Raw genomic sequence first — 20,892 nt, 5'->3', positions numbered from 1 at the left:
CCGCCCCGGAGAACACCCACGTCCGGGCGGCCCCCGCCGGTGACTTCGCCGATCCGGCGGGGCCGCGCACCGGCGTCGGCACAATCGCCGGTCCTGCACCCGAAGCATTGACCCAGGTCACAGCACTTTGTGATGGTCCGAACACGGCCCGGTCCCGCGCACCGGGCCCATCGAGGAGGAGCATCATGAAGCTCAGGCGTCTCATGCGCCGAGCGGTGGCCGTGGGGGTCACCGTCGCACTGGCCGGGCTGATCAGCCCGACCACCGCCCAGGCAGCCCCGGGCGGCACCGGACCCTACATCGCGGACTACGAGACGACGATCAGGCTGCGCAACCACACGATCTACCGGCCCAACACGATTCCGGCCGGGGTCACCCTGCCCATCGTGGCCTGGGGCAACGGCGCCTGCCGCGCCGACGGCACCTGGTTCGAGAACTTCCTCAAGGAACTCGCGTCGCACGGCTTCCTGGTGATCGCCAACGGCCGTCCCGGCGGCAGCGGATCGACCGACGCCGACATGCTCGTCGACGCCATCGACTGGGCGATCGCCGAGAACTCCCGCCGGACCAGCAAGTACTACGGCAAGATCGACACCACCAAGGTCGCCGTGATGGGGCAGTCCTGCGGCGGGCTCGAAGCCTACGAGGTCGCCTCCAGCGACGCGCGGATCGACACCACCGTGATCTGGAACAGCGGCATGCTCAGCGACGCCGACAACGCCCAGCTCGCCCGGCTGCGCGCCCCGATCGCCTACTTCACCGGCGGCCCCAGCGACATCGCCTACGCCAACGCCATCGACGACTGGCGCCGGCTGCCCGCCACGCTGCCCGCCTTCATGGGCCACCTGGACGTCGGCCACTTCGGAACCTACGGCCAGCCCAACGGCGGCGAGTACGGCCGAGTCGGCGCGCACTGGCTGAAGTGGCAGCTCAAGGGCGACACCACCTCCCGCGCCCAGTTCGCCGGCCCGGCCTGCGGGCTGTGCGTCGACCCCGACTGGGAGACCGAGCAGAAGAACCTGAACTGACCGGCACACCCGGACCGCGGCCCCGGCGGGCCTCTCCCGCCGGGGCCGCGCCCCGCCGGCTCAGCGGACGACCACGGGGAACATCAGGAAGTCGTTCCCGATGAAGGACGGCCGCCGCTCCGGTTCCGCGGCGCACCGCAGGTCCGGGAACCGGGCGAACAGGGCCGGCAGCGCCACCCGCGCCTCCAGCCGGGCCAGCGGGGCGCCCAGGCAGTAGTGGATGCCGTGGCCGAACGCCAGATGCTGCTTGTCGGCGCGGTCGATGTCGAACCGCTCCCGCCGCTCGTGGATCTCAGGGTCGCGGCCGTGCGCCCCGTACGCGACCAGCAGGAGATCGCCCTTCCGCAGGGTGACGCCCTCGCCGAGGTCGATGTCGGCGGCCGCGTAGTGCAGCGGGAGATGCATGACCGGCGAGTGCAGCCGCAGGGTCTCCTCGATGACGTCGTCCCAGCGGGCCGGATCGGCGTGCACCCGGGCGAACTGGTCGGGGTGCGTCAGCATCGCGTGAACGGCGTGGTCGATCAGCGAGACCGCCGTCTCCGATCCCGCACCGATCATGAGGATCAGGGTGCTGACCAGCTCGTCCTCGCTGAGCCGGTCCCCGCCCTCCTCCCGGGCCGCGAGCAGGACGCTGGTCATGTCGTCGCCGGGCCGGGCACGCTTGACCGCCAGCAGGGCGTTCATCGCCGCGAACAGGCCGTACCGGGTCTCCTCCGCCTGCTCCAGGGTCACGTCGGTGTCCAGCACCGCGTCGATGACGCGGAGCATCTCGGGGCGCTGGTCGTCGGGGACACCGAACAGGTCACAGATCACCCGGGTGGGCACCTGGTAGCTGAACGCGGCCCGCAGATCCACCGGCCGGCCCGGCTGCACGGCCGCCAGCCCGTCGAGCAGGTCGGCGACGATCGCCTCGACCGCCGGCCGCATCGCCTCGATCCGGCGGGCGGTGAACGCCCCGCCGACCAGCTTCTTGAGCCGCTGGTGGTCCTCGCCGTCGGAGGTGAACATGGAGACGACGTCCACCCAGGCCGTCAGCCAGGGATGGGCTCCCGGCCGGTAGCCGGGCCAGCTCTTGCGGGCGTCCTTGGAGATGTCCGGGTGGACGAGAAGCCGCTTGACGACGTCCCCCCGGCTGACCGACCAGGCGGTGAGGCCACCCGGCAGCCGGACGGGGACGGCCGGGCCGCCGGCGCGTAACAGATCGGCCTGCGCGTAGAGCTCGCGGCCGGTGGTGTCGAGGGTCATCGGGGCACTGCTCATGCGCTACCTCCCGGGCCCCTGCCGGCCGTTACGGGAGGCCGTCGCAGGCGGCCTCTTGCATCGTCCTGAGGGGACATGCCGGCAACAAGGGGAGATTCCCGGCCGGGACCGGACAGCCTTGCGACCTTCCCGCATCGCCCCTGGTCAGGGTCAGCCGGGAGCCATGTCGACGAAGCGGCTGTAGTGCCCCTGGAAGGCGACTGTCACCGTCGCGGTCGGCCCGTTCCGGTGCTTGGCCACGATCAGGTCGGCCTCGCCCGCCCGGGGGGACTCCTTCTCGTAGGCGTCCTCCCGGTGCAGCAGGATCACCATGTCGGCATCCTGCTCAATACTTCCGGACTCCCTCAAATCGGACACCATGGGCTTCTTGTCGGTGCGCTGTTCCGGGCCGCGGTTGAGCTGGGAGAGCGCGATGACCGGGACGCCGAGTTCCTTGGCGAGGAGCTTGAGCGAGCGGGAGAACTCCGAGACCTCCACCTGGCGGCTCTCCACCCGCTTGCCGGAGGTCATCAGCTGCAGGTAGTCGATGATGACCAGGCGCAGGTCGTGCTGCTGCTTGAGCCGCCGGCACTTGGCCCGGATCTCCATCATCGACATGTTGGGCGAGTCGTCGATGAACAGCGGCGCGTCGGCGACCTCGCTCATCCGGCGGGCCAACCGGGTCCAGTCTTCGTCGGTCAGCGTGCCCGACCGCATGGCGTGCAGCGCCACCCGGGCCTCGGCCGACAGCAGCCGCATGGTGATCTCGTTACGCCCCATCTCCAGGCTGAAGAACGCCGACGTCAGCCCGTGCTTCACCGCCGCCGTCCGCGCGAAGTCCAAGGCCAACGTAGATTTCCCAATTGCCGGCCTTGCCGCGATGATTACCATTTGTCCGGAATGCAGGCCGTTGGTGAGGGCGTCGAGGTCGGTGAAGCCGGTGGGGACGCCGGTCATCTGGCCGCCGCGGCTGCCGATCGCCTCGATCTCGTCGAGGGCGCCGGGCATGATCTCGCTGAGCGGGACGTAGTCTTCGCCGGTGCGGTTCTCGGCGATCGCGAGGACCTCGGCCTGGGCGCGGTCGAGGACCTCGTCGGCGTCGGCGCCCTCGGCCGCGTAGCCGAGCTGGGCGATGCGGGTGCCGACCTCGACCAGCTTGCGGAGCACGGCCCGCTCACGGACGATCTTGGCGTAGTAGGCCGCGTTGGCCGCGGTGGGCACCGAGGAGATCAGCGTGTGCAGGTAGGGGGCGCCGCCGACCCGGCCGATCTGGCCGCGCTTGGTGAGCTCGGCCGAGATGGTGACGGCGTCGGCCGGCTCGCCCCGCCCGTACAGGTCGAGGATGGCGTCGTAGATGGTCTGGTGGGCCGGCCGGTAGAAGTCGGCGGTCCGCAGCGTCTCGACGACCTCGGCGATGGCGTCCTGGGAGAGCAGCATGCCGCCCAGGACGCACTGCTCCGCCACCATGTCGTGTGGCGGAGTGCGCTCGAACTCCTGCTCGTGCGGCCCGAGCTCGGAAACGCTCACCGCACACCCCAATCTTCGCGTGCCCTTGGTGGTCCGGACCGGCGTACGACCGCCTCGGCTCCCAGGTCTACCTGGGTGGTCTGACATTCTCTGGGCCGTCCCGTCCCCACCGCAAAGCGACCTGTGGACAACCTGTGGATGGGCTGTGCAAACACGCCGATCAGGTTGTGCACGACCTGTGGACAACTCTGTGGACGATGCTGTGAGCACTCGGATCGCACCCCCGCTGACCTGCGATGACTTCGTCCACCGGCTGTGCGGGAAAGAAAGTTCGACCGGTCGCACTTGTGGATCTTCAGTAATGGATGAACTCTGGGAACGTTCATTACTCGGTGGTATCGTCGGGCCCCGTCATGGTCCTCCCCGCCCTGCGGCGACGGGTGCCGGAGCGCAGCCCGTACGACCGCGAGATCCTGCGCCTGGCGGTCCCCGCGCTGGGCGCCCTGCTGGCCGAACCGCTGTTCCTGCTGGCCGACTCGGCGATCGTCGGGCGGCTCGGCACGGCCCCGCTGGGCGGCCTCGGCGTGGCCGGGCAGGCGCTGGCCACCCTGGTCTACGTCTGCGTGTTCCTCGCGTACGGCACCACCGCGGCGGTGGCCCGGCAGGTCGGGGCGGGCGACCTGCGCGCGGCGGTCAGGCAGGGCGTCGACGGCCTCTGGCTGGCACTGGTCATCGGGGCGGGGCTGATCGCGGTGGGCCGCCCGCTCACCCCTTGGATCATCGACCTGTTCGGCGCCTCGGCCACGGTGACGCCGTACGCCGAGACCTATCTGGAGATCAGCCTGTTCGGCGTGCCGGCCATGCTGGTCATCCTCGCCGGCACCGGTGTGCTGCGCGGGTTGCAGGACACCCGCACCCCGCTGTGGGTGACGGCGGGCGCGTTCGCCCTCAACCTGGTGCTCAACGTGGTCTTCGTGCTGCATCTCGGCTGGGGCGTCGCCGGCTCGGCCTGGGGCACGGTCATCGCGCAGAACGCCGGGGCCGCGGTGTACGTGGCGGTGGTGCTGCGCGGTGCCCGGCGGCACCACGCGCTGATCAGACCGGATCTGGCCGGGCTGCGGGCCGCCGCCACGGCGGGAGCGCACCTGCTGGTCCGCACGCTGGCGCTGCGCGTCGTCCTCATCGTCGGGACCGCGCTGGCCGCCCGGATGGGGGACGCGCAGATCGCGGCCTACCAGGTGGGCTTCCTGGTGTGGACGCTGCTGGCGATGGGGCACGACGCCGTCGCGATCGCCGGGCAGGCGATCACCGGCCGGTATCTCGGCGCGGGCGACGCCGCCGGCGCCCGCCGGGTCACCCGGCGGATGGTGCAGTGGGGCGTGGCCGGCGGAGTGCTGTTCGCGCTGCTCCTGCTGGCCGTGCGGCCGTGGCTGCCCGGCCTGTTCACCGAGGACCCCGCGGTGCGCTCGGCGCTGCTCGGCACGCTGCTGGTCGTCGCGGCGCTCCAACCCGTCGCCGGGGTGGTCTTCGTGCTGGACGGGGTACTGATCGGCGCCGGGGACATGCGCTACCTCGCGGTCACCACCCTGCTCGGCACCGGGGTCTTCGTGCCCGCGGCGCTGCTGGCCCACGGGGTGGGCGGTGGGCTGGTCGGCCTGTGGCTGGCGATCGGGCTGTGGATGGTCGTGCGCCTGGTCACGCTGGGGCGCCGCGCCCGGGGCTCGGCCTGGCTCGTCACGGGGGCCGTGCGCGCCTGACCGCCGCCGGTGTTCGGCGGCGGAGACGTGGTCGCATGTGCTGCCAGACACCAGGAGCCCCACAAGGAGATGTTCGAAACTCTGCTCGAATGCTACCCCGACTCCGCTAGGATTCGAACATGTGTTCCACTCATGGTGAGCGGCTGGCCCGGCTGACCCAGGCGATCGACGACCTGGCGGCCGACGGTCTGGTCGGGCTGTCTCCGGAGACGCTGGTGGAACGCGTCGCCGGCATCTGGTCCCTGGTGGAGGGCATCGATCCCGAGATCGCCCGCCGCCGCACCCGCTACTCCCCGCCCGAGTGCTGACATTCCTCCCGCTCACGTCCCCGCCCCGCCGGAGCCGGGCGGGGACGCGTGCCTCCTCCCGGTGTCACTCCTCGGGGTCCGGCTCCTCGGGCAGGTCGGGCTCCGGGGCCTCGATCGGCGGGTAGGGCTCCAGCGGCGGCACCGGCATCCGGGCGGCGACGGCCCGGCGCAGTTCGGGCAGCAGGTCGTAGAGCACGTCACCCGGACAGTTGGTGGCGTTGAAGTCACGGTGCCCGGCGATGGCCCGTTCCGGGTCCAGCCCGTACACGGTGCAGAGCCAGGCGCAGGTGACGACCAGCGAGGACCACAACGGGTCGGGCACCGCCGCCCGCATGTAGGTGCCCTCGGTCTCGATGCCGACCGTGTGGTGGTTGTGGCTGCGGGTGTGCGCCCCCACCACGTGCCGGCGGGTCAAGATGGCCGCGAGGCTGCGCTGGCGGCCCTCCATCACGTACCCGCCCCGGCTGATGGTGAGGTGCTCGCCGATGTCGTCCCAACCCTGCTTGCGCATGTGGAACCGCTGGATCGACCGGGACAGGGCGTAGGCGTGTTCCACCGAGTAGTCCTCGCTGTTGGCCGTCGCGGTGTGATGGACGACGATCCGGTCCGGGCACTCGTCGAGGACCTGCGGCCGGGCGCGCGGGCCCGTCGCCCGCCATTCGTACCGGGCGTGCACCCTGGGCCAGGCGAGCGGCCTGCTCGCCGCCCGCGCCCGCGGCCCGGGAAGGACGGCCGTGCTCAGCCCCGCGCCCAGCGTCCCGCCGAGCAGCGCCCGCCGGGTCAGCCCGCTTCCCCTGTCGGTGATCATGGATCCCCCTCCACTACGGTCAGTTACGGACCGTAGTGTTGAAGGTACGGAACGCCAACGACCCGCGGGCGTTTCATCGCAGGGATTTCCGTGGCCCGGCGCACGCGAAACGGCCGGGCGGCCAGCATGACCTGCTTGAAGAGGGTCACTGCCTGGGATTTCCGTGGCCCAGCAAACGCGAAACGGCCGGGCCCCGTGGGGCCCGGCCGTTTCGGCGCTGAATGCGTCGCCTAGGAGGCGAGCACGTTGAGGTCGATGGTGGCGCTGACCTCGGGGTGCAGCCGCACCGAGACCCGGTGCGAACCGATCGTCTTGATCGGGTTGCCGACCTCGATACGACGCTTGTCGAGGTCGGGGCCGCCCGCGCCCTGCACCGCACCGGCGATGTCGGCGGCGGTGACCGAGCCGAACAGGCGACCGCTGTCACCCGCGCGGGTGCGCAGCGTCACCTTGAGCGACTTGAGCCGGCCCGCGACCTCCTGGGCCTGCTCCAGGGTCGCGATCTCACGCGCGGCCCGGGCCTTCTTGATGGACTCGATCTGCTTCTCGGCGCCGCGGGTCCACTGGATCGCGAACCCCCGGGGAACGAGGTAGTTGCGGCCGTAGCCGTCCTTGACCTCGATCACGTCGCCCGGCTCGCCGAGCCCGGAGACCTGCTGAGTGAGGATGAGCTTCATGATGTCCTTCCCCTCTCTCAGCGCGCGGTGCTCGTGTAGGGCAGCAGGGCCACCTCACGGGCGTTCTTGATCGCGGTCGCGACGTCGCGCTGGTGCTGGGTGCAGTTGCCCGTCACCCGGCGCGCACGGATCTTGCCGCGGTCGGAGATGAACTTCCGCAGCAGCGGGGTGTCCTTGTAGTCGACGTAGGAGATCTTTTCCTGACAGAACAGGCAGACCTTCTTCTTCGGCTTGCGTGCAGCCGGCTTGGCCATCGTGGTGCTCCTCTGTGCGAGAGCCCCGCCTGAGCGGGAATGGTCAGTGGGAAATTAGAAGGGCGGGTCGTCGGAGAATCCGCCGCCGCCACCGGTGGCCCAGGGGTCGTCGGCCGGGGCGCCCCCGCCGGAACCGCCGCCGGACGGGCCGCCGCCGTAGCCGCCGCGCCCCCCGCCGCCGCCTCCGGAGTAGCCGCCGCCGTCTCCGCCGCCGAAGCCACCGCCGCCGCCCCCGCCCTGCCGCTGGGTCTTGTTGACCTTGGCGGTGGCGCTGCGGAGCGACGGGCCGACCTCGTCGACCTCGACCTCGTACACGGTGCGCTTCTCACCCTCGCGGGTCTCGTACGACCGCTGCTTGAGACGCCCCTGGACGATCACCCGCATACCGCGCTGCAGGCTCTCGGCCACGTTCTCGGCCGCCTGCCGCCAGACGTTGCAGGTCAGGAAGAGGGCTTCGCCGTCCTTCCATTCCCCGGCCTGGCGATCGAAGTGCCGCGGCGTGGAGGCCATGCGGAAGCTCGCCACCGCCTGGCCGCTGCTCGTGAAGCGCAGGTTGGGGTCCTCGACGAGGTTGCCGACGAGAGTGATCTGGGTGTCGCCTGCCATGGGGCTCGCTCCGGCTTACTGTCTTCGGCCCGGGATGTGCTCGGGCTCAGTGGACCTCGGGACGGATGACCTTCGTACGCAGCACGGACTCGCTCAGGTTGAGCTGCCGGTCGAGTTCCTTGACCGTGGCGGGCTCAGCCGTGAGATCGACGACCGCGTAGATGCCTTCGCTCTTCTTCTGGATGTCGTACGCCAGGCGCCGGCGGCCCCAGACGTCGACCTTCTCGACACTGCCGCCGTCGCCCTTCACGACCGTCAGGAACTGGTCGAGCGACGGGGTGATGGCGCGCTCCTCGAGTGCGGGATCGAGGATCACCATGACTTCGTAACGACGCATGCTGTGTCCCTACCTCCTCTGGACTGGTGCGGCCACGGTCTCTCCGTGGCAGGAGGGCTTGTGCGTCTCGGCGCGCCCGCCGTCATCGGTTGACAGGGGGCCGCGCGACCGCAACAGGCTACCAAGACTTGACGACATGCGAGTTCGTTGTGTGATTCCGCCGACGGTCGAGCTCTTCGATGATGTCGGACATCCGGGCGCGCATCCGCGCCGTCTGTGTCGTCAGCACCGAGAGCTCCTCGACGAGCTCGGCATCGCCGATGGTCTCGAGCTCACTCGTTCTCATCTCGCCCACCTTCCGCATGGCGCCAGATTTCGAAGCCATGTTCGAAACACTAGCGGCGGGCGCCGACATTCCCCGGCAGGCAGGGGTGGTTGAGGGTGGCGTCACCGGGAAGCACCGCACCAGACGGATCGGGGATAGATCGGGGGATATCGCAATGACTCAGCTGCTCAGGCGCATGCTCGACACCGACGGCAGGCGGCATCCGCTCCAAGACCCGCTCTCCGTCACCACGCTGTGCGTCGGCATGGTCGCCCTGGTGCTCGGCGTCATCCCGGCGACGCACCTCCTCGGCGCCGTCGCCGGGCTGATCGGGATGCCGCTGGCGCTGTACTCCCAGATGGTGTCCGACACCACCGGCGAGCGGTTCTTCAACGTCATCGGGCTGGTGGCCGCGTTCGTCGGATTCGCCTTCGCGCTGAGCAACGGCGGCTTCGTCCCGTAATCTCGACGCATGCGCATCGGAGCCCACGTCGACCAGACCGATCCGCTCGGCGCCGCCCGCGCCCGCGAGGCGGAGGTGGTCCAGTTCTTCCTCGGTGACCCGCAGGGCTGGAAGCAGCCCGTCATCCCGGCGGAGGCCGCGGCGGTGGCCGAGGCCGGGGTGGACGTGTACGTCCACGCCCCCTACGTGATCAACGTGGCGACGTCCAACAACCGGGTCCGCATCCCCAGCCGCAAGATCCTCGCCCAGCAACTGGAGGCCGCCGCGTCGATCGGCGCCAAGGCGCTGATCGTGCACGGCGGGCACGTGCTGAAGAACGACGACCCCGAGGTCGGCTTCGAGAACTGGCGCAAGGTCTTCGAGCGCCTCGACTGCCCGATCCCCGTCTACATCGAGAACACCGCGGGCGGCGACAACGCGATGGCCCGCCGGTTCGACCGCATCGCCCGGCTCTGGGAGACGCTGTCGGAGGTCTCCGACGTCGACCGGAACCTGGGGTTCTGCCTGGACACCTGCCATGCCCACGCGGCCGGCGAGGAACTGATCGACGCCGTCGACCGCATCAAGGCCATCACCGGCCGGATCGACCTGGTGCACTGCAACGACAGCCGCGACGCGTTCGGGTCGGGCGCCGACCGGCACGCCAACCTCGGCTCCGGGCACATCGACCGGGAACTGATCCTGGGGGTGGTCCGCGCCGCGGGCGCACCCGTGGTGGTGGAGACCCCCTCGGACGGCCAGGCCGACGACATCGCCTGGCTGCGGGGGAACCTGGGTTGAGAAGCCGGCGTCATACCCCCTGAGAAACGCCCGGCCGAACGATCGGAAAGCCCATGGCGCAGCCCCCTTACGGGCCGTACGACTCCGACCCCTATGCGGATCCCTACGCCCAGCACCACCACCATTACCACCCGGCCCCGGCGCCCGTCCCCGTGCCCGGGCCCGTCTACGCCCGGCCGACCAACAACATGGCGACCATCGGGCTGATCATGGGGCTGGTCGGGCTGCTGTTCTGCGGGCTGACCTCGCCGCTGGCGATCATCTTCGGGCACATCGCGCACTCCCAGATCAAGCGCACGGGTGAAGAGGGCGGCGGCATGGCCATCGCCGCGATCATCACCGGCTGGCTGGTCACCGCGGGGTGGCTGCTGTTCTGGCTGTTCTGGTTCGGGCTGCTGGCCGCCATCGGTCTCAGCGCCGGCACCACCTCGACCTCGGGCTACTGAGGGCTGCCGAGCGCTCAGCCCGTCCAGCCGCCCGAGGTGAAGGTCACCACCTGGAGCACCAGGAGCGGCACCGACAGGGCCAGCAGTGCCAGGTACGTTCTGGGCCGTCGGACGCCCAGCACTCCGATCGCCAGCCAGAGCGGCCACCACAGCAGGGTGGCGCGGCCGATGGACAGGTAGAAGGCCGAGCCGAGCAGGGCCGCCAGTTGCAGCCCCAGATAGGTCGACTCGGCCCAGCGGCGGCGGGCCAGCAGCCAGCCGGTGAGCAGCACCCCGATGGCCGCGGCCACCAGTTCCACCCGGAAGGCGACGGTGAAGTCGTTGTCGAGGCCGAACGCCGAGTGCCACGTGGTCTGGAACGACTCCCAGGGCGGGACCAGCGAGCGTCCCCAGCCGCGTTCCTGGGCGGTCTGCCAGGCGCGCATGTCGCCGGTCCGCCACCACTGGTAGGCCAGGTAACCGGCCGGGCCGAGGAACGGCACCGCCAGGTGGGGGAGCTTGCGCCAGGCGATCGGCCGCCGGGTGAGGAACAGGACGACCAGGGCGACGGCCAGGAACAGTCCGGTGATGCGCACCAGCCCGGCGGCCAGCCCGCACAGCGCCGCGAGTTCCCAGCGGCCCTGCCGGGCCAGCAGCCAGGCGGGCAGCGCGCAGGCCAGGAACAGGGCCTCGCTGTAACCGGCGAACAGGAACACCGCCATCGGGCTGAGCAGCAGCGCGGCCACCGCCCGGACCCCGGTGCCGGGCGGGCCCTCGTGGTCGCCCAGCCGGGCCAGCGCGACCATCGCCACCGCGCCGGCCACCAGGCTGATCAGCAGCGCCGCGATCCGCCAGTCGGGCACCACCACGTGCACGGCGCGCAGCAGCAACGGGAAGCCGGGGAAGAACGCGGGCAGCCCCGGGTCGGGCCCCTCGCTGGGGTCGCCCTCGTAGCCGAACCGGGCGATCTCGATCAGCAGGTCGACGTCCCACTGCGTCCACCGGTCGAGGAAGGGTTCCTGGAGGTTGCCGCGGACGAGCACCGCCGCGGCCGCCGTCGCGACGACGGCCACCCCCATCCTGGTCAGCAGCCAGAGCTCCAGGGCGGAGCGGTCGGCGGCGGAGAGCCGCCGGGCCCGGCGCACCACCGGCCGGACCGCCAGGGCGAGGCGGTCCCGGACGGGAGGTCTCATCCGGTGACCGCGGCGGGGCGGGGCCGGCGGGCGCGCAGCCGGCCCAGGCTCCACCGGTCGGGCGCCTCGTCGAGGACCCCGCCGGCCGGGTCGTCGGTGCCGTCGGCGCGGACGAGGTCGCCGGCGGGCCGCAGGATGTCGACGACCACCAGGGTCACCAGCAGCAGCACGGTGAGGAAGCGGGCGAACAGCGCCAGGTGGTAGACGTCGACGCTGATCCCGTCGTCCGGCACGTCGAACGAGCGCAGTGCCGACAGCGTCGTCCCGAGGTCGGCGCCGTCGACCTGCTGGGTGACCGACAGCAGGTACCACCAGATGCCGAAGAAGTAGATGACCTCACCGGCCTGCCAGACCAGGAAGGCGGGCAGTTTGGGGCGGGCCAGGACGGCCAGCGGCAGCAGCCACAGCACGTACTGCGGCGACCAGACCTTGTTGGTCAGCATGAAGGCGGCCAGCACCAGGAACAGCAGTTGCGGCAGCCGGGGGCGGCGCGGGGCGGCCAGCGCCAGCACCGCGATCAGGAGGCAGAGCAGCGCGAACGAGCCCTGGCCGATCAGGTTGAGCCGGTCGACGTCCGCCACCGACGGCATCCCGTGGTTCATCAGGTAGAAGAAGACCGAGCCCCAGTCGACGCCGCGTTCCTTGCTGAACTCGTAGAACCGGCCCCAGCCGGTCCAGGCGAAGAGCATCACCGGCAGGTTGATGAGCAGCCAGGTGGCGGCGGTGCCGCCCAGCAGCCGGCCCAGCGCCCGCCACTGCCCGGCGCGGACGCACAGCAGCAGGAACGGGCCGAGGAGGACCACCGGGTAGAACTTGGCCGCGATCGCCAGGCCCAGCAGCGCCCCGGCGAGTGCCGGGCGGCGGCGCGACCAGGCGGCCAGCGCCAGCGCGGTCAGCGCGACGGCGAGCAGGTCCCAGTTGATGTACGCGGCCAGCAGCAGGCCGGGGGAGAGCGCGACCATCAGCCCGGCCCGGCGGCCGTGCCGCCCGGCCGTGTAGACCGTCGCCAGCACCGCCGGGACGGCGAGCAGCGCCAGGATCAGCACGGTGACCAGGTAGAACGCCAGACCCCCGTCGTCGGCGCCGAACGGGCGGATCAGCCAGGCCACGCCTTGCATGAACCAGCCGCTCAGCACGGGGTACTCCACGTACCCCATCGGGTCGGCCAGCCGGTCGAAGTACGGGATCTTGCCCTGGTTCAGCTCCCGCCCGTAGTACAGCGGGTAGATGTCGGTGTAGCAGCCGTGGGTGACCGTCCTGACGAAGTCGAACCGGGCGTTCTGGCAGGGCAGCTTCTGCAGGAAGCCGAGCAGGCCGACCAGCAGGGTCGCTCCCGACAGCGACGCCACCAGCCCCGCCGACCACGGTGACGCGGTGCGGCGGGGACCGGGCTCTTCCAGGACTTTCGCTTCCGGTGACTGCTGTGACATGGGTCGTCAGACTAGACCTTCGTCCGGGCGGGTCGATGCGACACGTCGGGGCCGTCAGTCGTCGTCGAGGCGCCCATAGTCATATGTCTGGACTGTATTGGTTCGGTTGTTGGGGCGTGGTGGCTCGCCCGGGCCCGGGCTCTCCTCGTCCCGGCAGGCCTGGTGGAACGGCCGGAACCGGCACCACTGCTCCAGCGCGTCGGGGTCCGTCGGCGGCAGGTTCGGGTTGCAGTCCTGCTGGTTGGGCCGCTCGCACGGCTTGTTCTGGTTGTCGTCGCCCGGGCGCGGCTCGTCACGGCACTCGGGCGGCTGCGCCCAGTCGGGCCGGTTCGGCCGGCAGTTGGGGGTCTGCGAGGCGGACGGCGTCGGGGTGGGCTTGGGGGTGACCCACTTGGTCTGCTGGCCGACGTTGGCGGGCGGCGGGAACTGCTTGACCTCCATGCCCCGCGTGGCGGGGTCCATGAACGCCTTCCAGATCCGGGCGGGCACCGCACCACCGGTCACCGCGCCGTAGCCGGGCACGAACATCGTCTTCCGATCGACGTTCCACATGCTGACCGTGGCGGACAGCTGCGGTACGTAGCCGGAGAACCAGCTCGCCACGTTGTCGTTGGTGGTACCGGTCTTGCCGGCGACGGGGCGGCCGTCGGCCAGCGCCGCGGCGGCGCCGGTGCCGCCGGGCTTGACGACCGACTGCAGCGCGTAGGTCACGTCGGCGGCGATGTCGGGCGACAGGGCCGCGCGGTTGGTGTACTTGAGCGTCTTGTAGCGGGTCTTGTTGTCGCTCTTGAGCACCTTCTCCAGCACCCGGGGCTGGTAGTACCGGCCGCCCGCCGCGAACCCGGCGTAGCCCGCCGCCTGCTCGACCGGGCGGATGCTCGACTGGCCCAGGGCCAGACCGGCCTTGTCCTTGTCGGGTTCGAGCTGGTCCTCGGCGACGCCCAGCGAGCCGGCCGTCTTGATCACGTCCGGCAGGCCGACCTGGAGGGCCGTCTGCACGTAGGAGGTGTTGATCGACATCTGGGTCGCCTTGACGAGGTCGACCACGCCGTAGTTACCGCCGTTGCGCACCTTGAAGCCCGGTGGCGAGGTCTTGGCCTCGGGACCGAGGAAGTAGCGGGGGGTGCCGCCGTCGGTGAGCGATCTGAGGCTGTGCCCCTCCTTGAGGGCGGTGGCGAGCACGTAGGGCTTGAAGGTCGAACCGGACTGCACCTGGGAAGCCCAGACGTTGTCGAACTGGTCCTTGAGGTAGTCGCGCCCGCCGTAGATGGCGCGCACCTTGCCGGTGCCGGGCTCGACCGCCACCAGACCGAACTCGATCTTCTTGGTGATCTTCTGCGGGTTGAGCGCGGGGATGGTCTTCTCGACCGCGTTCTTCGCCGCGACCATCATCTCGGCGTTGAAGGTGGTGTGGACGCGCAGGCCCATGGTGGAGATGTCCTGCTCCGTGATGCCCTGGCGCTCCAGCTCCAGCACCGCGCGGCGGAGCATGTAGCCCTTCTGGCCGGCGTAGACGTTGTCGGCGCTGCGCTTCCTGAGCTTGGGGAGCTGCTGCTTGTACTGGGCGGCCTCGGTCTCGGTCATCTTGCCCATGGTGACCAGGCCGTTGAGGACGTACTGGTAGCGCTCGGTGGCCCACGCCAGGTTCTTCGGGTCGCCCGGGTCGCGGTTGGGGTTCTGGATGATGCCGGCCAGCAGCGCGGCCTGGTCCTTCTTGATCTTCGAGATGTCGGTGACCCCGAAGTACTCGCGCGCCGCGGCCTGGATGCCGTAGGTGTTCCGGCCGTAGTAGATCGTGTTGAGGTACAGCTCCAGGATCTGGCTCTTGTCCATCTCGTCCTCGAGCTTGACGGAGATGAACAGCTCCTGGAACTTCCGCTTCATCGTGCGGTTGTTGATGTCGGAGTAGTAGTTCTTGGCGAGCTGCTGGGTGATGGTCGAGCCACCCTGCTTGGCGCCGCCGGTCATGTTGTTCCACGCCGCCCGGGTGATGGCCTTGGGCGAGAAGCCGGGGTCGGTGCGGAAGCTGCGGTTCTCCGCGGCGAGCACGGCGTCCTGCGCGTACGGCGGGATCTTCGAGATGTCGACGATCTCGCGCCGCATGCCGATCCGGCCGATCTCCCGCTTGCCGTCGGCGTAGTAGAAGATCGACGCCTGGTCCTGGACGCCCTTGACCGTCGGCTTGTCGGGCACCGGGGTCTGCGCGTAGGCGACGCCGACCAGGGCGAACACGCTGATCAGGCCGAGGCCGAGGACCCCGACGACGATCTTCCAGTTGGGGACGTACTTCCGCCAGCCGGTCTTCTCCGGATCCTCGTCGTCGAGCCTGCGCCGCCCGCCGGGGCCACCGGGCCCACCGGGGCCGCCCGGCCCGCCCGGACCACGCCTACCCGGACCGCCGGGACCCCCTGGGCCGCCGGGCCCGCCCGGGCCACGCCTGCCGGGCACACCGGGGCCGCGGCCGCCGGGGACGCCGCCGCGCGGTGCGCCGCGGTGCCCGCCGGGCCCGCCGGGGGGGAGGCCGGGGCCGCCCGCGCCGCGGGGGCCTCCGGGGCCGCCGGGCCGGCCGGGCACACGTCCTCCGGGCTGACCGGGCATCGCAGATCCACTGGGCACGCCGGATCCCCGGGGCGGGCGCGGGCGTCTGGGGGGCCCGCCCGGTCCCTGGGGTCCGTTCTGGCTTGGGTAACTCACGCGACCTCGTTCAACTGGGGTACGGCGTTGGTCCGTCGTCCGACAGTACTGCGCAGGCGAGTGAGCGGGGAGACCGCCGTGCAGCGTCTGGGACTCGTCCGGGTCTCTCCCCCGCTGGCTGCGAGGCGGTCGTGTCCGTGACCGAGGACGTCTGACACCGTCAAGTGGTTCCAGCCGCAACTCTGACACACTTCGACCGCTAAGACCCCGAATTCGCCATATTCACGCGTCCGCTCGGCGGGCTCGGCGCTGAGCCCGGCGCACCGGCCGGGGCGGGGCCGCTCGGGGGACGGCTCCTACCACGGACGATGGGACGCCTTTGTCCATCGACACGCCATGGTACTCGCCTGCCTCATGTGCCTTACAAGAACGATCGTCAACTTACGTCACGCTTGCAAAGTTGCGTAACACTACGTATCTTTGCGATGTATCGAGCCGATACATTAGCGCGATACATCTGGAGCGAGCGAACGACCGGCGGAGGAACCATGGGCGGCAAGAAGGGCGCGGGCGTGCTGGAGCTCGCCGTGCTCGGCCTGCTGCACGAGGCCCCGCTGCACGGGTACGAGCTGCGCAAGCGGCTCAACACCCAGCTCGGCATGTTCCGCGCGTTCTCGTACGGGTCCCTCTACCCGTGCCTCAAGCAGCTCCTGACCGAGGGGCTGATCGTCGAGGATCGGCCCGAGGAGCCGAACGGGGCGCTGCCGCTGCAGAGCCGCCGGTCGAAGATCGTCTACAAGCTCACCGCCGAGGGCAAGGAGCGGCTGCAGCGGCTGCTCACCGAGGCGGGCCCGGCGGCCTGGGAGGACGAGGGGTTCGGGGTGCACTTCGCCCTCTTCTCGCAAACCCGGGCCGACGTGCGGCTGCGCATCCTCGAGGGCCGGCGCAGCCGGCTGGAGGAGCGGCTGGAGAACGTACGCGCCGCGCTGGCGCGGACCCGGGAACGGGTCGACAGCTACACCCTCGAGCTACAGAACCACGGGCTCGAGTCCGTCGAACGCGAGGTCCGCTGGCTCAACGAGCTGATCGGCCGCGAACGGGCGGAACAAGCTCAAACCTCTGAAAAATCCCCAGACAATCCTGACGACACCCCGCGTTGAAGCGCGGCCGGGTGTCACCCTCGCAACAGAGAAGGAGCAGCCCGATGGGTTCGGTGCGCGTAGCCATCGTCGGTGTGGGTAACTGCGCCGCTTCGCTCGTCCAGGGCGTCGAGTACTACAAGGACGCTGACCCTGCGAGCAAGGTGCCGGGGCTCATGCACGTCCAGTTCGGCGACTACCACGTCCGGGACGTGGAGTTCGTCGCCGCCTTCGACGTGGACGCGAAGAAGGTCGGCATGGACCTGTCCGAGGCCATCGTCGCCAGCGAGAACAACACCATCAAGATCTGCGACGTGCCGCCGACCGGCGTCACCGTCCAGCGGGGCCACACCTTCGACGGCCTCGGCGAGTACTACCGCCTGATGGTCGAGGAGTCGAGCGCGCAGCCCGTCGACGTGGTCCAGGCGCTCAAGGACGCCGAGGTCGACGTCCTGGTGTCCTACCTGCCGGTGGGTTCGGAGGAGGCCGACCGCTTCTACGCCCAGTGCGCCATCGACGCGGGCGTGGCGTTCGTCAACGCCCTCCCGGTCTTCATCGCCACCGACCCCGAGTGGGCGAAGAAGTTCGAGGACGCCGGCGTGCCGATCGTCGGCGACGACATCAAGTCGCAGGTCGGCGCCACCATCACGCACCGTGTGATGACGAAGCTGTTCGAGGACCGCGGGGTCGAGCTGCAGCGCACCTACCAGCTCAACTTCGGCGGCAACATGGACTTCATGAACATGCTGGAGCGCAGCCGGCTCCAGTCCAAGAAGATCTCCAAGACCCAGTCGGTCACCTCCCAGATCCCGCGCGAGATGGCCAAGGGCGACGTGCACATCGGCCCGTCCGACCACGTGCCGTGGCTGGACGACCGCAAGTGGGCGTACGTCCGGCTGGAGGGCAAGTCCTTCGGTGACGTCCCGCTGAACCTGGAGTACAAGCTGGAGGTCTGGGACTCGCCCAACTCGGCCGGCGTCATCATCGACGCGGTCCGCGCGGCGAAGATCGCCAAGGACCGCGGCATCGGCGGCCCGCTCCTGTCGGCGAGCTCCTACTTCATGAAGTCGCCGCCCGAGCAGTACAACGACGACGAGGCCCGCGAGGCCGTGGAGCAGTTCATCCGCGGTCAGATCGAGCGGTAACCGCGTACCCTCCGCGAAAGCGCCCGGCCGGTTCGGCCGGGCGCTTTCGCGTCCCGCCGCTTCGACACATCCAGAACGAAATCGTGCATGGAGCGAGCTCTCGTCACTCTCCGGTTTTACTCTTGCACTTCAGGTGACAGGAGGGGTCGATGAGACGCGGGTTCGGTTGCGGCCTGGTGGCGCTCGGAGTGGCGATGGCGGGCTGTGGCGACGGTGCCCAGGCCGGCCGGCGCGAGGGGGGCGTGCTGCGGGTCATCGGTTCCTCCGACCTGGAGCGGCTCGACACCGCCGCGGCGGCCAGCGTCGGCTCGTACGCGCTGAACCGCACCTACGCGCGGACGTTATTCGGCACCCGGGCGTCCAACGACTTCGCCACGAGCGTGGCCCTGCACCCCGACGTGGCGGAACGGCTGCCGAGCCGGGGGAACGGCGACGTCAGCCCCGACGGGAAGACGTACCGCATCAGGTTGCGCCCCGGGGTGCGGTGGGACACCTCGCCGCCCCGCGAGGTCGTCGCCGGCGACTTCGTCCGCGGGCTGAAACGGCTGTGCAACCCGGCCGCGCCGTCCAGCGGCAAGGGCTACTACATCTCCACCGTGCAGGGCATGGCCGAGTACTGCCGGGGCTTCGCCGGGGTCGACGCGACCGACGCCGCGGCCATCGCCGGCTACCAGAACCGCACCCCGCTGCCCGGCCTCGCCGCCCCCGACGACCGCACGCTGGTGGTGCGGCTGGTGCGGCCGGCGGGCGACCTGCTCAACCTGCTGGCCCTGGGGTACGCCGCCGCCGCGCCGCGCGAGTACGACACGTACGTGCCCGACAGCCTGGAGTTCCGGCGCAACACCGTCTCCAACGGCCCCTACCGGATCTCCGCCTACAACCCCGGCCGGTCGTACCTGCTGGGCCACAACCCGGCCTGGCGGCCCGAGACCGACCCGCTGCGCGAGCGGCACGTCGCGAAGATCCAGATCACGCTGGGCCAGGACTCCGCCCACACGGTGCAGCAGCAGCTCGAACAGGGCGCCGCCGACCTCGCCTGGGACCAGCCCGTCCCCACCCCGGCGCTCCCCCGGCTGCGGCGCGATCCGGGCTTCGCGATCCGGCGGACGCCGAGCAGCAGCCCGTACCTGGTGTTCAACACGCTGAGCCCGAACAACAAGGGGTCGCTCGGCCGGCCGGAGGTGCGGCGGGCGATCCAGTACGCGATCGACCGCACCGCGCTGGTGAAGATCTACGGCGGGCCCGAGGTGGCCCGCCCACTGCACACGATCATCCCCCCGGGCAACGCCGGGCACGTCCACTACGACCTCTACCCGACGCCGGGCGACGCGGGCGATCCGGCGAAGTGCCGGGCGCTGCTGGCCGGCGCCGGGTACCCGGGCGGGCTGACCCTGCGGTTCCCGTACCGCACCAACGGCAACCACCGCCGGGTCGCCGAGTCGATCAAGGAGAACCTGCGGGGCTGCGGCATCGACGCCCGGCTGGCCGCCGACACCAACGGCGACTTCTACGGGCGGACGCTCGCCGTCCCCGAGCGGGCGCGGGCGGGCGCCTGGGACATCGCCGCACCCGGCTGGACCCCCGACTGGTACGGCGACAACGGCCGTTCGATCATCCAGCCGCTGTTCGACGGCCGTGACTACGGCCACAACTCGCTCAACTTCGGCGGCTACGACAACCCGCAGGTCAACGGGCTGATCGACAAGGCGCTGGCGGCCACCGACCCGGCCGAGCGGGCCCGGCTCTGGCACCAGACCGACCGGCTGATCATGGAGGACGCCGCGATCGTGCCGCTGCTCGACCGCTCGTACACGATCTACCGTTCCCGGCGGGTGCGGAACGCCCGGTTCCTGCCGGTCGCCATGTCCTACGACTACACCCTGATCTGGCTGGCCGGCGGCCGATGAGACCGGACCGGACGGCCCTGGCCTGCCTCGGCCTGCTGGCGGGCGTGGCCCTGTTCGGGCTGCTGGCGCCCGCCTGGGCGCACTGGACCGGCCACGCCTACCACGAGACGTTCCCGCGCACCGGGCTCGACCCGGCCGGGCAGCCCGTCCCGCCGAACGCGGAGTTCTGGCTGGGCACCGACGACCTCGGCCGGGACGTGCTGGTCCGGGCGGCGTACGGGGCGCGGGTGTCGCTGCTGGTCGGGTTCTCCGCCACCGTGCTGGCCACCGCGGCCGGGGTGGCGGTCGGGCTGGTGTCGGGGTTCTTCGGCGGGCTCGTCGACCTGCTGCTGGCCCGGCTGCTGGACGTGGTGCTGTCGTTCCCGTACGTGCTGGTGGCGATCGCGCTGGCCACCACGCTCGGCGCGCACCTGGGCACGACCATCGCGGTGATCGGTTTCTTCTCGTTCGCCGCGGTGGCCCGGACGGTCCGCGGCCAGACGCTGTCACTGCGGGAACGCGAGTTCGTGCTGGCCGCCCGGGCGCTGGGCGCCGGGCCGTGGCGGCTGATGACCCGGGAGATCCTGCCGCACCTGACGGCCCCGGTGATCATCCTGGCCTCGCTGCTGCTGCCGGCCGCGATCGGGTTCGAGGCGACGCTGTCGTTCCTCGGCGCGGGCGTCGACCCCGGCACGCCGAGCTGGGGGACCATGCTCGGCGGCGCCCAGGAGCACTACCGGTCGGCGTGGTGGCTGGTACTCGTCCCCGGCGGGCTACTGCTGGCCACCACCGTCGCCTGCAACCTGCTCGGCGACGCCCTGAACCGGACCGGCCGGTGAGCGGCGGCGCTGCCGGCCCGGCAGCCGGTGTTCGAGACGCTGGTGCTCGCCCCGGGCGGGCTACTGCCCGGCGACGCCCCGAACCGGGTCGCCCGGTGAGCGCGGCGGCCGACATTCGGAGCGCTGGTGCCCGCCCCCAGCGGGCCGCTGCCCGGCAACACCCCGAACCGGACCGGCCGGTGAGCGCAGCGCTACCGGCCCGGCGACCGGCG

21 protein-coding genes and 1 pseudogene are annotated in these 20,892 nt (G+C 70.9%); 10 read left to right on the top strand and 12 right to left on the bottom strand.

Going from position 1 to position 20,892, the window contains the following annotated elements; genetic code table 11:
• Positions 1 to 185: 185 nt before the first annotated feature.
• Positions 186 to 1,028 (top strand): poly(ethylene terephthalate) hydrolase family protein, encoded by an 843-nt coding sequence (locus tag DPM19_RS13505; protein WP_111867022.1) that lies wholly within the window; start codon positions 186 to 188, stop codon positions 1,026 to 1,028.
• 60 nt (positions 1,029 to 1,088) lie between these two features.
• On the opposite strand, the gene DPM19_RS13500 is transcribed toward DPM19_RS13505, so the two are convergent.
• Both DPM19_RS13500 and dnaB read right to left on the bottom strand, forming a co-directional pair.
• On the bottom strand, positions 1,089 to 2,288 hold the full coding sequence (locus tag DPM19_RS13500) for a cytochrome P450 family protein (RefSeq protein WP_111867019.1): 1,200 nt from the start codon (positions 2,286 to 2,288) through the stop codon (positions 1,089 to 1,091).
• Positions 2,289 to 2,438: 150 nt separating this feature from the next.
• Positions 2,439 to 3,794, bottom strand: coding sequence for a replicative DNA helicase (dnaB, locus tag DPM19_RS13495; RefSeq protein ID WP_267900877.1), 1,356 nt, complete (start codon positions 3,792 to 3,794; stop codon positions 2,439 to 2,441).
• A gap of 353 nt (positions 3,795 to 4,147) precedes the next feature.
• Here dnaB and DPM19_RS13490 point away from each other — a divergent pair, with 353 nt between their 5' ends.
• Both DPM19_RS13490 and DPM19_RS13485 read left to right on the top strand, forming a co-directional pair.
• Positions 4,148 to 5,491, top strand: coding sequence for an MATE family efflux transporter (locus DPM19_RS13490; protein WP_111867014.1), 1,344 nt, complete (start codon positions 4,148 to 4,150; stop codon positions 5,489 to 5,491).
• Positions 5,492 to 5,610: 119 nt separating this feature from the next.
• Positions 5,611 to 5,799: a hypothetical protein gene (locus tag DPM19_RS13485; protein WP_111867011.1), complete on the top strand. Its 189-nt coding sequence runs from the start codon at positions 5,611 to 5,613 to the stop codon at positions 5,797 to 5,799.
• Positions 5,800 to 5,863: 64 nt separating this feature from the next.
• On the opposite strand, the gene DPM19_RS13480 is transcribed toward DPM19_RS13485, so the two are convergent.
• The 6 genes from DPM19_RS13480 to DPM19_RS35700 form a co-directional block, all read right to left on the bottom strand.
• Positions 5,864 to 6,607, bottom strand: coding sequence for a peptidoglycan recognition protein family protein (locus DPM19_RS13480; protein ID WP_111867008.1), 744 nt, complete (start codon positions 6,605 to 6,607; stop codon positions 5,864 to 5,866).
• A gap of 230 nt (positions 6,608 to 6,837) precedes the next feature.
• A complete protein-coding gene (gene rplI, locus DPM19_RS13475; RefSeq protein WP_111867005.1) occupies positions 6,838 to 7,284 on the bottom strand; it encodes a 50S ribosomal protein L9 in 447 nt (148 codons plus the stop codon).
• 17 nt (positions 7,285 to 7,301) lie between these two features.
• Positions 7,302 to 7,538: a 30S ribosomal protein S18 gene (gene rpsR, locus DPM19_RS13470; RefSeq protein WP_111867003.1), complete on the bottom strand. Its 237-nt coding sequence runs from the start codon at positions 7,536 to 7,538 to the stop codon at positions 7,302 to 7,304.
• A gap of 54 nt (positions 7,539 to 7,592) precedes the next feature.
• Complete coding sequence (locus DPM19_RS13465) at positions 7,593 to 8,144, bottom strand: single-stranded DNA-binding protein (protein WP_111867000.1); 552 nt, start codon at positions 8,142 to 8,144, stop codon at positions 7,593 to 7,595.
• 46 nt (positions 8,145 to 8,190) lie between these two features.
• Positions 8,191 to 8,481: a 30S ribosomal protein S6 gene (gene rpsF / locus DPM19_RS13460; RefSeq protein ID WP_111866998.1), complete on the bottom strand. Its 291-nt coding sequence runs from the start codon at positions 8,479 to 8,481 to the stop codon at positions 8,191 to 8,193.
• A 118-nt stretch (positions 8,482 to 8,599) separates the two neighbouring features.
• Positions 8,600 to 8,767 carry a hypothetical protein gene (locus DPM19_RS35700; RefSeq protein ID WP_199485063.1) on the bottom strand — a complete coding sequence of 56 codons (168 nt, stop codon included), beginning with the start codon at positions 8,765 to 8,767 and terminating at the stop codon, positions 8,600 to 8,602.
• Between the two features lie 154 nt (positions 8,768 to 8,921).
• Between DPM19_RS35700 and DPM19_RS13450 the strand changes: the two genes are divergently transcribed.
• From DPM19_RS13450 to DPM19_RS13440, 3 genes are read left to right on the top strand one after another with little or no spacing between them, the layout of a single operon-like run.
• Complete coding sequence (locus DPM19_RS13450) at positions 8,922 to 9,209, top strand: hypothetical protein (RefSeq protein WP_111866992.1); 288 nt, start codon at positions 8,922 to 8,924, stop codon at positions 9,207 to 9,209.
• Between the two features lie 9 nt (positions 9,210 to 9,218).
• Positions 9,219 to 9,989 carry a deoxyribonuclease IV gene (locus DPM19_RS13445; protein ID WP_111866990.1) on the top strand — a complete coding sequence of 257 codons (771 nt, stop codon included), beginning with the start codon at positions 9,219 to 9,221 and terminating at the stop codon, positions 9,987 to 9,989.
• 53 nt (positions 9,990 to 10,042) lie between these two features.
• Positions 10,043 to 10,435 (top strand): DUF4190 domain-containing protein, encoded by a 393-nt coding sequence (locus tag DPM19_RS13440; protein WP_111866987.1) that lies wholly within the window; start codon positions 10,043 to 10,045, stop codon positions 10,433 to 10,435.
• A 14-nt stretch (positions 10,436 to 10,449) separates the two neighbouring features.
• Here DPM19_RS13440 and DPM19_RS13435 read toward each other — a convergent pair whose 3' ends face one another.
• The 4 genes and pseudogenes from DPM19_RS13435 to DPM19_RS35225 form a co-directional block, all read right to left on the bottom strand.
• On the bottom strand, positions 10,450 to 11,607 hold the full coding sequence (locus DPM19_RS13435; protein ID WP_233510123.1) for a hypothetical protein: 1,158 nt from the start codon (positions 11,605 to 11,607) through the stop codon (positions 10,450 to 10,452).
• The gene (locus tag DPM19_RS13430) at positions 11,604 to 13,037 is read right to left on the bottom strand and encodes a glycosyltransferase family 87 protein (protein WP_111866984.1); all 1,434 of its coding nucleotides are present in this window, start codon (positions 13,035 to 13,037) and stop codon (positions 11,604 to 11,606) included. Before DPM19_RS13430 ends, DPM19_RS13435 begins: the two co-directional genes overlap by 4 nt.
• Before the next feature lie 54 nt (positions 13,038 to 13,091).
• Positions 13,092 to 15,635, bottom strand: a complete 2,544-nt coding sequence (locus tag DPM19_RS13425; RefSeq protein WP_158566776.1) for a transglycosylase domain-containing protein — start codon at positions 15,633 to 15,635, stop codon at positions 13,092 to 13,094.
• Positions 15,636 to 15,727: 92 nt separating this feature from the next.
• A pseudogene (locus DPM19_RS35225) lies at positions 15,728 to 15,952 on the bottom strand (DUF5318 family protein); the annotation flags it as partial.
• A 267-nt stretch (positions 15,953 to 16,219) separates the two neighbouring features.
• Between DPM19_RS35225 and DPM19_RS13410 the strand changes: the two are divergent.
• The 4 genes from DPM19_RS13410 to DPM19_RS13395 all read left to right on the top strand — a co-directional run bounded on the left by DPM19_RS13410 (position 16,220) and on the right by DPM19_RS13395 (position 20,680).
• Positions 16,220 to 16,831 carry a PadR family transcriptional regulator gene (locus tag DPM19_RS13410; RefSeq protein WP_111866976.1) on the top strand — a complete coding sequence of 204 codons (612 nt, stop codon included), beginning with the start codon at positions 16,220 to 16,222 and terminating at the stop codon, positions 16,829 to 16,831.
• Between the two features lie 44 nt (positions 16,832 to 16,875).
• Entirely contained in the window at positions 16,876 to 17,955 is a 1,080-nt protein-coding gene (locus DPM19_RS13405) for an inositol-3-phosphate synthase (protein WP_111866974.1), read from the top strand.
• Positions 17,956 to 18,104: 149 nt separating this feature from the next.
• Positions 18,105 to 19,862: an ABC transporter substrate-binding protein gene (locus DPM19_RS13400; protein ID WP_111866972.1), complete on the top strand. Its 1,758-nt coding sequence runs from the start codon at positions 18,105 to 18,107 to the stop codon at positions 19,860 to 19,862.
• The gene (locus DPM19_RS13395) at positions 19,859 to 20,680 is read left to right on the top strand and encodes an ABC transporter permease (protein WP_111866969.1); all 822 of its coding nucleotides are present in this window, start codon (positions 19,859 to 19,861) and stop codon (positions 20,678 to 20,680) included. Before DPM19_RS13400 ends, DPM19_RS13395 begins: the two co-directional genes overlap by 4 nt.
• Positions 20,681 to 20,892 lie beyond the last annotated feature (212 nt).

This window comes from Actinomadura craniellae, from assembly GCF_003289645.1.
In the GTDB taxonomy this organism is placed as follows: Bacteria; Actinomycetota; Actinomycetes; order Streptosporangiales; family Streptosporangiaceae; genus Actinomadura_D; species Actinomadura_D craniellae.
Note: the sequence above shows the minus strand (reverse complement) of the source record. Positions and strands in the feature narration are given on the sequence as shown.

Excerpts from the sequence above, each read along its gene's own strand:
- DPM19_RS13505 (WP_111867022.1), top strand. The coding sequence starts at position 186 with ATGAAGCTCAGGCGTCTCATGCGCCGAGCGGTGGCCGTGGGGGTCACC.
- DPM19_RS13500 (WP_111867019.1), bottom strand. The coding sequence starts at position 2,288 with ATGAGCAGTGCCCCGATGACCCTCGACACCACCGGCCGCGAGCTCTAC.
- DPM19_RS13490 (WP_111867014.1), top strand. The coding sequence starts at position 4,148 with ATGGTCCTCCCCGCCCTGCGGCGACGGGTGCCGGAGCGCAGCCCGTAC.
- DPM19_RS13485 (WP_111867011.1), top strand. The coding sequence starts at position 5,611 with ATGTGTTCCACTCATGGTGAGCGGCTGGCCCGGCTGACCCAGGCGATC.
- DPM19_RS13480 (WP_111867008.1), bottom strand. The coding sequence starts at position 6,607 with ATGATCACCGACAGGGGAAGCGGGCTGACCCGGCGGGCGCTGCTCGGC.
- rplI (WP_111867005.1), bottom strand. The coding sequence starts at position 7,284 with ATGAAGCTCATCCTCACTCAGCAGGTCTCCGGGCTCGGCGAGCCGGGC.
- rpsR (WP_111867003.1), bottom strand. The coding sequence starts at position 7,538 with ATGGCCAAGCCGGCTGCACGCAAGCCGAAGAAGAAGGTCTGCCTGTTC.
- DPM19_RS13465 (WP_111867000.1), bottom strand. The coding sequence starts at position 8,144 with ATGGCAGGCGACACCCAGATCACTCTCGTCGGCAACCTCGTCGAGGAC.
- rpsF (WP_111866998.1), bottom strand. The coding sequence starts at position 8,481 with ATGCGTCGTTACGAAGTCATGGTGATCCTCGATCCCGCACTCGAGGAG.
- DPM19_RS35700 (WP_199485063.1), bottom strand. The coding sequence starts at position 8,767 with ATGAGAACGAGTGAGCTCGAGACCATCGGCGATGCCGAGCTCGTCGAG.
- DPM19_RS13450 (WP_111866992.1), top strand. The coding sequence starts at position 8,922 with ATGACTCAGCTGCTCAGGCGCATGCTCGACACCGACGGCAGGCGGCAT.
- DPM19_RS13445 (WP_111866990.1), top strand. The coding sequence starts at position 9,219 with ATGCGCATCGGAGCCCACGTCGACCAGACCGATCCGCTCGGCGCCGCC.
- DPM19_RS13440 (WP_111866987.1), top strand. The coding sequence starts at position 10,043 with ATGGCGCAGCCCCCTTACGGGCCGTACGACTCCGACCCCTATGCGGAT.
- DPM19_RS13435 (WP_233510123.1), bottom strand. The coding sequence starts at position 11,607 with ATGAGACCTCCCGTCCGGGACCGCCTCGCCCTGGCGGTCCGGCCGGTG.
- DPM19_RS13430 (WP_111866984.1), bottom strand. The coding sequence starts at position 13,037 with ATGTCACAGCAGTCACCGGAAGCGAAAGTCCTGGAAGAGCCCGGTCCC.
- DPM19_RS13425 (WP_158566776.1), bottom strand. The coding sequence starts at position 15,635 with ATGCCCGGTCAGCCCGGAGGACGTGTGCCCGGCCGGCCCGGCGGCCCC.
- DPM19_RS13410 (WP_111866976.1), top strand. The coding sequence starts at position 16,220 with ATGGGCGGCAAGAAGGGCGCGGGCGTGCTGGAGCTCGCCGTGCTCGGC.
- DPM19_RS13405 (WP_111866974.1), top strand. The coding sequence starts at position 16,876 with ATGGGTTCGGTGCGCGTAGCCATCGTCGGTGTGGGTAACTGCGCCGCT.
- DPM19_RS13400 (WP_111866972.1), top strand. The coding sequence starts at position 18,105 with ATGAGACGCGGGTTCGGTTGCGGCCTGGTGGCGCTCGGAGTGGCGATG.
- DPM19_RS13395 (WP_111866969.1), top strand. The coding sequence starts at position 19,859 with ATGAGACCGGACCGGACGGCCCTGGCCTGCCTCGGCCTGCTGGCGGGC.